Source organism: Halobacteriovorax sp. RT-2-6, assembly GCF_047085025.1.
Lineage (GTDB): Bacteria > Bdellovibrionota > Bacteriovoracia > Bacteriovoracales > Bacteriovoracaceae > Halobacteriovorax_A.
In genome coordinates, this window is the sequence record NZ_JBKIYH010000001.1 from 1,525,076 (window position 1) to 1,537,152 (window position 12,077).

10 protein-coding genes are annotated in these 12,077 nt (G+C 36.2%); 9 read left to right on the forward strand and 1 reads right to left on the reverse strand.

All coding sequences use genetic code 11. The features are described 5' to 3' along the window. Positions 1-96 precede the first annotated feature (96 nt). The 8 genes from ACMAYS_RS07185 to ACMAYS_RS07220 all read left to right on the forward strand — a co-directional run bounded on the left by ACMAYS_RS07185 (position 97) and on the right by ACMAYS_RS07220 (position 8,343). Entirely contained in the window at positions 97-1,680 is a 1,584-nt protein-coding gene (locus ACMAYS_RS07185; RefSeq protein WP_392990744.1) for a phosphoenolpyruvate carboxykinase (ATP), read from the forward strand. After that, a complete protein-coding gene (locus tag ACMAYS_RS07190) occupies positions 1,680-2,216 on the forward strand; it encodes a CopD family protein (protein WP_103218892.1) in 537 nt (178 codons plus the stop codon). The genes ACMAYS_RS07185 and ACMAYS_RS07190 overlap by 1 nt, the downstream gene beginning before the upstream one ends. After that, a complete protein-coding gene (locus ACMAYS_RS07195) occupies positions 2,216-2,461 on the forward strand; it encodes a DUF1653 domain-containing protein (RefSeq protein ID WP_103218891.1) in 246 nt (81 codons plus the stop codon). Before ACMAYS_RS07190 ends, ACMAYS_RS07195 begins: the two co-directional genes overlap by 1 nt. Then, positions 2,458-3,252: a 2-oxo acid dehydrogenase subunit E2 gene (locus tag ACMAYS_RS07200; RefSeq protein ID WP_392990742.1), complete on the forward strand. Its 795-nt coding sequence runs from the start codon at positions 2,458-2,460 to the stop codon at positions 3,250-3,252. Before ACMAYS_RS07195 ends, ACMAYS_RS07200 begins: the two co-directional genes overlap by 4 nt. A gap of 131 nt (positions 3,253-3,383) precedes the next feature. Next, the gene (locus ACMAYS_RS07205; protein ID WP_412463008.1) at positions 3,384-5,189 is read left to right on the forward strand and encodes a phospholipase D-like domain-containing protein; all 1,806 of its coding nucleotides are present in this window, start codon (positions 3,384-3,386) and stop codon (positions 5,187-5,189) included. A 41-nt stretch (positions 5,190-5,230) separates the two neighbouring features. Further along, entirely contained in the window at positions 5,231-5,785 is a 555-nt protein-coding gene (locus tag ACMAYS_RS07210) for a hypothetical protein (RefSeq protein ID WP_412463009.1), read from the forward strand. Between the two features lie 64 nt (positions 5,786-5,849). Beyond that, the gene (locus ACMAYS_RS07215; protein ID WP_412463010.1) at positions 5,850-6,971 is read left to right on the forward strand and encodes a hypothetical protein; all 1,122 of its coding nucleotides are present in this window, start codon (positions 5,850-5,852) and stop codon (positions 6,969-6,971) included. Position 6,972: 1 nt separating this feature from the next. Further along, entirely contained in the window at positions 6,973-8,343 is a 1,371-nt protein-coding gene (locus ACMAYS_RS07220; RefSeq protein WP_412463011.1) for a hypothetical protein, read from the forward strand. Here ACMAYS_RS07220 and ACMAYS_RS07225 read toward each other — a convergent pair whose 3' ends face one another. Next, the gene (locus tag ACMAYS_RS07225; protein ID WP_412463012.1) at positions 8,344-10,080 is read right to left on the reverse strand and encodes an ABC-F family ATP-binding cassette domain-containing protein; all 1,737 of its coding nucleotides are present in this window, start codon (positions 10,078-10,080) and stop codon (positions 8,344-8,346) included. A gap of 65 nt (positions 10,081-10,145) precedes the next feature. Here ACMAYS_RS07225 and typA point away from each other — a divergent pair, with 65 nt between their 5' ends. Then, positions 10,146-11,987: a translational GTPase TypA gene (gene typA, locus ACMAYS_RS07230; protein ID WP_103218884.1), complete on the forward strand. Its 1,842-nt coding sequence runs from the start codon at positions 10,146-10,148 to the stop codon at positions 11,985-11,987. Positions 11,988-12,077: the final 90 nt, after the last annotated feature.

Below are 12,077 nucleotides of genomic sequence, written 5' to 3' on the forward strand. Positions count from 1 at the left end.
GTTATCAATACAGGTTAAAAAGCATATATTTAGTGGCATAAAAGAACTAATAACAAGAACTATTATGGACTGTAAAAAACGAACCGGAGATGATGTATGACGCAATTTTATACAGACATGGGAATTAACATGGAGCGACCAAATAATAAGATATTTGTAAACTCTGCAAGAAGCTTTTTAATTCAAGAAACAGTAGCTCGTGGCATTGGAAAGCTAACTAAAGACGGTGCTCTAGTAGTTGAGACAGGAAAGCATACGGGGCGCAGCGCCAATGACCGTTATATCGTTCGCGATGAAACAACAGAAAATACAATCTGGTGGGACAATAATTTTAAGGCCATGACACCGGAGACTTTTGCAAAGTTAAAGTCACATATAACTAATTACCTAAATGAAGATCGTGATCTTTTCATTACTGAAAGAAGCGTTGGTGCTGACGAAGTTCACAACCTTGGTGCAAGACTTGTAACAACTAATCCTAATCATGCACTTTTCTCAACTCACCTATTTCGTGAAAAGATGAGAGACTTTAATGAAAATGATTTTACGATTCTTCACGCTCCAGAACTTCAACTGGATCCAGCTGAATTTGATTTAAGATCAGAGACTGCAATTGTAACTTGTATCAAATCTAAAATTACAATTATTGCAGGAACACTTTATGCGGGTGAAATTAAGAAGAGTATGTTTGCAGCGATGAACTATCTTCTACCTGAGTCGAATATTATGCCAACTCACTCAGGGGCATCTCGCCTTGATAACGGTGAAGTTTCAATCTTCTTTGGTCTTTCGGGAACAGGAAAAACAACTCTTTCAACAGATGTTGGTACTTATCTAATTGGTGATGATGAGCACGGAATTAGTGAAGCGGGTACTTTCAATTTTGAGGGTGGATGCTATGCTAAAACTTATAAGCTTTCTCAAGAAGGTGAACCAGAAATTTACGCGGCTTCAAATCGCTTCGGATCACTTCTTGAAAACGTTGTTCTAGACGAGAATACTGGACTTGTTGATTTCTATGATAAGTCACTTTCTGAGAATGGACGTGCTTCATATCCTTTAGAGTTCATCGATGAACTTGAAAAGACTTCACGTGGTGATATTCCTAAACACGTATTCTTCTTATCTGCTGACGCCTTTGGTGTTTTACCTCCAGTTGCAAAACTGACAAAAGAACAAGCGATGTTCTACTTTGTTCTAGGTTACACAGCGAAGCTTGCTGGAACAGAAATTGGAGTAAAAGAGCCAACGGCCACTTTCTCATCTTGTTTTGGAGCTCCTTTCATGCTTCGTCATCCAAGTGAATACGCAAAACTTCTTGGTGAGTATATTGACAAGCTAGGCTTTAATGTTTGGATGGTGAACACTGGTTGGACTGGTGGTGCATATGGTACTGGACAACGTTTCCCTCTAAATATTACAAGACAGATTATTCGTAACATCCAAGCTAATAATCTACATAACGTTGAAACTGAACAAGACCCTATCTTTGGTCTAAATATTCCAAAAGTTGTGGGAGAAATTCCAAGTACAATTTTAAATCCTCAAAAATCGTGGGAAGATCATGATGCTTATACAACTAAGGCGCAAGAGCTTGCCGTTAGCTTCCATAAGCAAATGAGTACATTCGGTAATTTCTATGAAGAAAATATCGCTGGTGCTCCAACATTTGGAAAATAATGAGTTACGAGTATTTAAAAGCACTACATTTAATTAGTATCGTTTGTTGGTTCGCAGGACTTTTTTATATTGTCCGCCTCTTTATCTATCATACTGAGGCCCAAGATAAGAGCGACAGTGAACGAGATATTTTAAGTGCTCAGTTTAAAATTATGTCTCGCAGGCTATGGTATGGAATTACCTGGCCTGCTTGTATTGCTACGGTGATCTTTGGCGCTTCATTGGTTTATACTACTTACTGGCCAATGAAAGGACACTACTGGCTACATTTAAAATTAACACTAGTCGTTTTACTGCTAATGTACCAATTTAAGTGTCATAAGATTTTTAAAGCACTTCAAAATGACAATTTTCCTCATACCGCAAAATTCTTACGTATATGGAATGAAGTTGCGACACTCTTCCTTTTTGCGATTGTCTTTCTTGCTGTAATAAAAAGTTTAGAAGGAATTCTCTACGGAGTTGGCGGAATTATTGCTTTAGGAGTTGTTCTTATGGCGGCAATAAAATTTTATAGAAAAGTAAGGAAGGACTAATGAGTAAGATCGTCAAAGGTGGGTTATACCAACACTACAAAGGTATGAATTATATCGTTCATGATATTGTTCGCCATTCGGAAACATTAGAAGAGTTAGTCTACTACGAATGTCTATATGAGAATGATCTTGGAAAACTCTGGGTTCGTCCTCTAGAGATGTTTATTGAATCTATTGTTATTGATGGAGTTGAAACTCCTCGTTTCAAATACATTGGTGATCAGAAGGCAAATTCTCGCTTATGAGACATATTAAACTTACTAAGGTCAAACGCCTTTCTTCTTGGCGCAAAGTTTCTATGAATACATGGAAAACGCCTGTTGATCCTTCGACATTTGGCCTTTTAAAATTTGATGCGACTAATTTCAAAAAATACACAAAAGATAAAGGAGTAACTCCTACCCATCTTTTCACAAAAATAATTGCACAAGTATTCCACGAAAATCCGCAAATTAATCGAATGATTCGTGGCCCTCATCTTTATCAAAGAGAGAGTGTCGATATCTTTTTACAAGTCTCAGTAGATCATAGTGGAAAGGACCTTTCAGGAACAGTCATTAGGAATGCTGACAAGAAAAGTGTTTTTGATATCAAGAAAGAACTGATGAAAAGTGCGAATAATATTCGAAACGACAAAGATAAATCTTTTAAAAAAGTTAAAAAGGTTGTGGAGCTTATTCCTAACTTTCTTGCGAGACCTGCCCTTACACTACTAGACTTTGCTATGTATCGACTCAATCTTTACACGAAACTCTTCAGTGTAAAACGTGATCCATTTGGATCTTGTATGATTACAAGTGTTGGTAACTTTGGTGCTGAATTTGCATTTGCTCCAATTCCCACAATCTCTCACGTGCCAATTGTTTTGAGCTTATTTAAAGTCAAAGAAGAGGCCATCGTAGAAAAAGGTGAGATTATTGCCAGAGAAACATTAACTGTTGGAGCTACACTCGATCACAGAATCATTGATGGAGTCTATGCGAGCAAGATCATTGCCGGAATAAAGAAATACGTTGAGCACCCGCAACTACTCTAAATTACGTCTGTTTTCTTTTTAAACAGAACGGTAGTTATTTCAAAAATCAATATTTTTTCATTAATCCAACATAAAATATGAGCATGTCTCATATATTAGTAAGATCCATAAGATCTGCACTCATATTAACTTTGGCCACTAATGTCCTAGCGCTGCAAATTCCTTTTGTAGATCAAGACTATGTTATCAATCAGGCAAGTGCTGACAGAGCAACATACAGCTATAAGACAGATGAGTATGGAAGGCTTGAGAATACAAAGTGGTATGAGCTGACTTGGCATCTCTTACAAGAAGATTACCAAACTGATTATGATGCCTATATAGAAAAGTATGGGGGCACAACTTTTAATGAAGCAAAGATCAATTACTACTCACAATTTAATTTTTCAAATGAGAATAGACATCATCTCGTAGATGTATACCCATTAAAAGAATGGGGTTTTTTAAATCATCCACCAATTAGAAAGAAAATAGCTAACCTATCTTTATTCTCAGAAGATTTTAAAAGGATTAATTTTAATACGATTGAACATTCCTTTTTTACATCAGCATTTCAAATAGAAATGGATAAGGTTTCAAAATCTCAACTTAGCTTTGGCAATAATGTAGAACTTCTTGAAAATCATTATTCATATAAAAAGAAACTAGAGCTTATTAAGAGCGCAAAGTCTGAGATCTTAATGTCGTCTTTGAGTTTTGTTTGCGACTCTTCTGTAAAGATACTAGTTAATGAGTTAATTAAAGCTCACCAAAGAGGCGTCAAGGTCTATATTATGGACGATAAAATGATGTCTAAAGCACTAGGACATAATGAATGTCCAAATAAGCTTAAAGATAAGGGTATTCAATTTATACGAGCAAATGATTTTTGGAAACATGAAGGACGTACAGTCTATCATCACAAGAAATTAGTCGTGGATGGAAAAATTGCTATCGTTGGCGGTCAAAATCAACTGAATGCTGACAATCTTTCCCAAGATACTGACTTCAAAAACAAAGATATTGATATCATGGTTCAAGGTCCCCTTGTCACCGATATTGCAATTGGCTTTCTAAAAGACTGGCAATATTTTAAGAAAAAAAATACTCGAAATATTAGAGGAAGAAACGGCGCTATCATCAGACACACTGGTAAGAATATCGCAAACCTAGAAAAGGAACTCGACTTTTACCTCACAAGACTAGAATGGGAAGAAAAGAATGAGCTGAGAGGGCAAGGACAATATGACAAAATATTAAATAATAAAGACACAAGAATGAAGGGAGTCTGTCGTTTTATACAACAGTCACCTTATGAATATCGAACAAATATTGGTGATGCCTACCTCCTTGCACTTAATTATACAAATACATACCTAGGAGTTATGGATCCGATTCGTTCAGATACATACTATAATTCAGTATTTAAAGATGCTCCTTTAATAGAGAAGTTTGATACATTTAAGATGTTTAAAAAATTACATCAAAAAGTAGAAGAGCTTCAAAAGAGCGGCATATCTCTAGACTTCATTACGACAGGTACTGATATGACTGGTAATGAGATTATTGACATAAAGAATGAAGAAATAAAAGAATTACTACTTAATGAAACACTTAGTGATAAATCACTACAGAAAAAAATCAGAAAAAAACTCAAAAGTATAAAAAAGTGGAATGACTATTTTGGAGAGGCCCATTTCTCTAATCTTTTAAAAGATTATGCTAGATTTGACTCAACTCGAGTCTGGTTACATCTGAGTTTTCTGCATTCTAAAGTATTTTATTTTGATAGAATATTATCAAGTATTGGAAGCTATAACTTCCAACACAACGCTACAGATCACTCTTATGAAAATACTCTGCTTTGCTTAGATAAAGACTTAAATAATGCTTTGGACGAAGTATTTGTAAGAGATATGGCAAACTCAGTTCCACTTAAATTTAATAATTTAGAATAAATTCCGATGAGCTACTTAGGAAACTTTTCTTAGGTGGTAATATGAGACTTAAAATTGTCTTAAATTCTTCATTAGTCATTTTATTTGCATTTGCAATTCACGCTTCTGAAATGAAGATAAAGCTTAACAAAAGCTTTTTTCCTAAGAAAGAAATTACAATAGATGCAGATTCTCCTGATCGAATTATTGTTGAATATGACCTACTTTACTATATTAGTGACGGCTGTGCCGCAGATGTCATTACTTCATATAAGTTAGGAGGTTGTCCACGTAAGAAATACAAAACACTTAGAAAAGAAAGTAAATACATAATCGAGCTAGAGGATTCAAGTGCAAGAAAAGGTAAAGGGCCACAAACTATTAGACTTTCAGTAAAACAAGAAGAAAAAGACTCATATGATATTGTACCCGTTATCACTATTCTAGATGGTAATGAAGACCAAATTAAGATTGAAGATCCTTGGTTTAGTGCGACGAAAGTTACTTTAAAATCACGTGATCGTGTTATCAACCAATCTCAAAGTAATCAAAAAGGTGAAGTTGAAAACAACCAGTCTAATCGTAAAAACAACAATGTGAAATCACATAATCAATAAGAATTTTAAATACTTAGATTAGAACGCTTTTGCTCAAGTAATTGCCCCTCATTACCGATAAGAATTGAGTAATGAGAGAAAGGGAATTATCGTAATGATTTATTCAAAGAAAAAAATTTTAAAACTATGTAGTCTCATAGCACCGCTACTCTTTTCAAATCCTTTGTTTGCAAATGATGACAAAATTGTAGATCAAATTATTGAAGGTCATGAATTCTACGAAGCAAGTGTTCATGGCTCTAAGATCAATATTCTTGAGTCTGATGCATATAAGAAGGCTTTTACTGATCATTTAAAAGCACGCTTAACTGAAGTAATTATGGAAAAGGCCGATCCTCTCTTACAAGAGGAAAAAGCTTTAATGGATAAAATAGCTAAAGGTGATAGTTCTGTAAGCACTAGAGATAGCTTAAGTAATGTACGTGCAAGATTAGATATCTATCGTGATCGTGAAGAAGTTAGAAAAATCTATCGAGAAGTCAAAGAGATAGAAGTAAATAAAGAAAGTAATTATTGCTACGATAGCTCTCAAGCTACACTTAGAATTGTTTCAGGTGGAGAGATGACGATTCGTTGTATTACGAATGAAAGTGCTCGCAATATTGTAAAAGTTGCCCTTTTAAATCCAAAAGATCGCGGAGCTATTGAAGTTAAGACGTCATCTGCGACAAAACCAGAGCCTGTTGAGATTGACACTCAAACACCTGAGATCGAAAGAAAATTTTATTTTTGTTACGAAAGAACAAAAAACATTTTAGCAAAAGAAAGTAACTGCCGTCCCAAAAGGCTAAAGCTTTCCGAAGATGAGCTTGAAAAAGTTGGACGTAGCAACTGTTATCCTATCGATCAAAGTTATAGGTATAAACCAGAAGACGGATTTACTCCAACGGCCAAGCTTTATGGTAAATGTCGAGATGAGATATGTACAAATGAAGACGAGCAAATTGACTTTGCAAAATTCGAACTTATATCATTCTCACAAGAAGATCCAAAACAGTGTATCAATGACAATTCAAACTCTAGAGTTTGTGCTCAAACTTATAAATGTAAAAATCAAACTTATCAGATCACATGTGAATTTAATGATGAAGAATCAATTGGAGATAACTCTTGTCATGTGAAATCCATTTCAAATTCTACAATTGAGAATAAGTGTAGTGTTATTGAATTAGGAACGGAGGTATAAGATGAAATATTTAATTTCTGTTCTATTCACTATTACTTCATTTTTTAACACGTATGCTTTTACAGTACCAACAGTATACAATACAGGTAAGTTAATAAATATTACGAAAGAACACTATTTAATCCAAACTAAGTCGAAAAAATATATAATGGTGAAACCATTTTTAAACAATCCTAAAGTAGGGATTCAGGTAACCTACCCTATTTCAACGACCGACATTGCTGTATCAGATAACTATATTTATCAACAAGCTTTAAAAATGTTACCGCAAAGTGAATACACATCGGATATTATCGAAGCTTATTTGAAGACACTTGCTGAAGTTTCACGAAATGGACTCTACAAGGTTGAAAGTACAAATGGTGGAAAATATTCATTTAACTTTGTCATCGATATGCTAATCCCAACAGCTTGCGCTGAAGGGCAAGAGTGTAACAATATGTGCTACTTTGGTGGTTGGGCATCAACGAGAAAAGGTAGCTATTGTCAGGCTCCTTGGAAAGTTTCTGGTTTAGATAAAGTTCAAAGTGTTGATTCAGAAGTTTATACTAATAGTTATAGTTGTGGTGGAAAAAACCTATTTCGCTGTAATCCGAAAATTTTTGGTGGCTATGACTCTAGTCTCGACCCACTACCATTTGTAGCTACAAAAAACTCAAAAAGAAATAGCGAAGCCGGAATTTGTATTAAAGTCTCACCTTCATATGCTTATGCGACTTCTCAATGTCTAGAAGCTTCTGCAAAAGTTCCTAATTTCAAAGAGTCTTTGAAAGAGCGCTATAATAACAATAAAGAAACATTTGAAAAAATCATTGATAATGTAAATTGTTTTTGTGAAGCAAAGAGTACACCTAAAAAGGCATTTAGCTGTAATGCTCTAAAAGAGAGGCTTGCAACAATTTTTGAAAAGCCTGAGCAACCAGAAAGTCCTAAAGTAGAGGAAAAAGAACCAGAGCCTACACCAGAAGCTATTCCAGTAATTCCACGTGATGACGACGGAAGAGAGAAAGCAATTCCTCGAGAAGCAGATGGTGGCGATGAAGAAAAATTTGTTCCTGTACAGGTAGAAGTCGAACAAGAAGAGGAGCTTCTTCCTGATGATTTAATCTATTACAATTGTAACTTTGATTCGAATGAAAAATTATTTGAAGGAAAGAATGCTAATTGCTCAAATAAGGGAGTGTGTCTTAAGAAGTTAATCTGCGAAGCCCACTCTGAAAAGCAAAAGAAGTTCGATATTAAATCTAAACTTCTTGCATACTGTCCTTGTGATGAAAATGATGCCACTCAATGTGCCAATGCGAAAGCCGACAAGGCCATTCGTACAAGTGCTCCTGATTCGTCTAACTCATCATCAGCACAAGAACAATAATTATAGTAACTCTAGTAACTCATCGATTTTTGCATTAACTAGTTCAAGCTCATGGCCTGCGCTAGTTATTGCATCGGTGTCACCCGCCGCTGAAGCATTCTGAATTTTCTCTTCTAAAACAGACTGATACTTTTCTAATGTTTCAATCTGGGCCATGATCTCTTCTTCTTTATATTTATTTCCTGATACCTTATGCTCTTCTTTTTTTACTGGTTCTACTTTTATCGGAGCAGGCTTTTCTTTTATTGGCTTTACATCTTCTTCCCAACCAATTTTTTCAAGAAATTCGTCATAAGTACCCTCAAAGAACTCGGCACCATCTTTTCTAAAGATTACAAGTTTGTTAACACAAGAGCGCAGAAGATCCTCATTGTGAGTTACAATCAAGCATGCACCCTCATAGTCATTGATCGCTTCACCTAGAGACTCAATACTCTCCATATCTAAGTGGTTTGTTGGTTCATCTAGAAAAAGTAAGTTCGTTTTCTTTGCCAGAATTTTTCCAAGCATAACCCTAGCTTTTTCTCCACCAGATAAAACAGAAATTCTCTTGTCTGAATCTTCACCAGTAAAAAGCATAGTTCCGGCAATTGCCTTTACTCTCGTAATAGGTAGTTCCGTATTAACTTCTTGGATTTCTTGAGCAATTGTATTCTCTGCATGAAGACGTTTCACATTTGTTTGACCAAAGTGTCCTAGGGCAAGACTTGGGTGTTCCCAAATCTCTCCTGTTCTCTGTTTAAGCTCATGAGAGAGAACATTGAGAAGAGTCGACTTACCTTTACCATTTTTTCCAATAATCCCAATTCGATCTTCACGGTCTACTTCAAAACTCACACCAGAAAATAAATTCTCTTCATCATAACCAAAGCTCAAATCATTAACCTTCATGATTTGCTTACCTGGGCATGAAACGTGATTAAAAGAAAAATCAAGATCAGCTATCTTTTCTAGTTGCTTCATATCTTGCATCTTTTCAATTGCCTTTAAACGCGACTGAGCTTGAGATGCACCTCTGGCACTTACACGGTACTTATCCACGTAATCCATCATATGCTTTATTTTCTTCTCTTGATTCACACGAGTTTGTTCATAAATAATCTCATCTTGCTCAAGCTGCTCGTAGTACTTCTTTGTTGGCCCTTTTATTTTTCTAAGCTTTCCACGATGAACACCCATCGTATGAGTCGTTACCGAATCCATAAATGAACGATCGTGAGTAATGATAATTACTTCACCTTGGAAGGTTCTTAGAAATGAACGAAGCCACTGAAGTGAGACGATATCAAGGTAATTTGTTGGCTCATCTAATAAGAGGCAGTTCGGCTCAGTAAGAAGAGTTTTGACGAGATTAATTCGTATCTGATAACCACCTGAAAAACTCTGGGGACTTTTCACAAAATCTTCATCAGAAAAGCCTAGTCCAGTTAAGAGTTTTTCTGCTCGGTAAGTTTCATATTCAAACTCAGGCCCTAGTGCTGACATACACTCGGCCAAGACAGTCTCATGCGAGAAGTGAATATGTTGATCTAAGGTACCGATTTTATAAGACTTTGGAATCTTTACTTCGCCACTATCATAGGACTCGATCCCCATAATGACCTTAAATAAAGTCGATTTACCAGTACCGTTTCGTCCCACTAGGCCTATTCTTTCACCCATATTGAGTGAGAACGTCACTTCTTCAAAAAGCGTTCGGCCACCAAAAGATTTAGTTACATTTACAAGCTGAATCATATATATTGTGTAGCAAATAAATTCATTAATAGAAAGCAGATTAGACAGACAAGAAAGGGCACACAATGAGTCAATTTGAGAAATTAAAAAACATCGCAGTAGTTGCGCACGTTGACCACGGTAAAACAACCATGGTTGATGAAATCCTTAAGCAATCAAACACTTTTGACGAACGCGCTGAAGTTGAAGAGAGAGTAATGGACTCTGGCGAAATCGAAAAAGAACGCGGGATTACAATTACAGCTAAAAACTGTTCTTTCTTTTACAAAGACACAAAAATTAACCTACTTGATACTCCAGGCCACGCGGACTTTGGTGGAGAAGTAGAAAGATCACTAATGATGGTAGATGGTGTACTACTTCTAGTCGACGCTTCAGAAGGGCCACTTCCACAAACTCGTTTTGTACTTAGAAAAGCTCTTTCAAGAGGACTAAAAGTTGCCGTTATTATCAATAAGGTTGACCGTCCAGACCAAAGAATTGAAGAAGTAAAAGGTGAATGTGAAGACCTACTTCTAGAAATCGCAACTGAACTTGAAGTTGAAGACTTTGATATTGATATCCCTTTTATCTACGCTTCTGCAAAGAATGGTTGGGCAGCAATGGAGCCAGGTGTAGTAAGGGAGGATATGATTCCGGTACTGGATTTCATGGTTTCAGACTACTTCCCAGAACCAAAACAAGACATCGATTCTCCTCTACAATTACTCGTTTCAAATCTTACATACTCAAAATTTCTAGGACAACAATTTGTTGGACGTATTCACCAAGGTACAATTGTTAAGAACCAACAATTTACTTGTATCGGTGATGGAAAATCTAAGAACTTCAAAGTTTCAAATATTCAAACTTACTCAGGACTTCAAACAGTTGAAGTTAACGAAGCTCACGCTGGTGAGATCGTTATTTGTGCAGGTATTGAAGAAGTTCATATTGGAGATACAATCACTCCAACTACTGCTCAAAACCCACTAGAAAGAATTGAAGTAGAGCCACCAACTGTTGCGGTTAACGTTTCTGTTTCAACTTCTCCAATGAGTGGTCAAGAAGGTGAATACCTAACTTCAAGAAAGCTTGAAGAATTCTTACAAGATGCTTGTCGTCTAAACGTTGCTCTTCAATATGAAGGAACTGACGATGCAAAAGTATACAAACTAAAAGGTCGTGGAGAGCTTCAAATCGCTATCGTTTTCGAAGAACTAAGACGTAAAGGTTTTGAGCTAATGGTTTCAAGACCAGAAGTACTTTTCCAAGATATCGATGGGCAAAAGCACGAGCCATATGAATTAGCAGTTCTTGATGTACCAGATGATTTTACTGGTGTTGTAACTGAAAAACTTTCAATCAGAAAAGGAATCATGTCTTCAATGATGCCAATCGGTGAAGGTCGTACAAGAATTGAATTCGAAATTCCATCACGTGGTCTAATCGGTTACCGTGGTGCTTTCATGACAGATACTCGTGGAGAAGGGATCCTTTCAACAGAATTCCTAGGTTACCGTCCATTTGCAGGTGAAATGCTTGCTCGTCAAAATGGTGCCATCATTTCAGATAGAGCTGGTAAAGTTACTGGATACGCTGTCTTCAACCTACTTAACAACGGTGAGTTCTTTGTTGAGCCAGGTGATATGGTTTACGAAGGGATGGTTATCGGTGAAAGTAAAAAAGAAAACGATGCCAACGTTAACATTTGTCGTGGGAAACAACTAACTTCAGTTCGTACTGCAGGTAAAGATGAAAACATCATTCTTCCACCAGTAAGACCAAGAACTCTAGAGTGGGCACTTGACTGGATTGATAACGATGAATGGGTAGAAGTAACTCCTCAAAATATCCGTATTAGAAAGAAAGAGCTTGCTGCTAATAAACGTTCAGTTGTTAGAAAAGAAAAGAAGAGCAAGGACTAATTGCCAATTAAAAAGCTTAAAATACCCAATATAGGCCCCTGGACAAGAACTAGGGGCTTTTTTTTTCCACAATTACGAACTCTTAAGTAC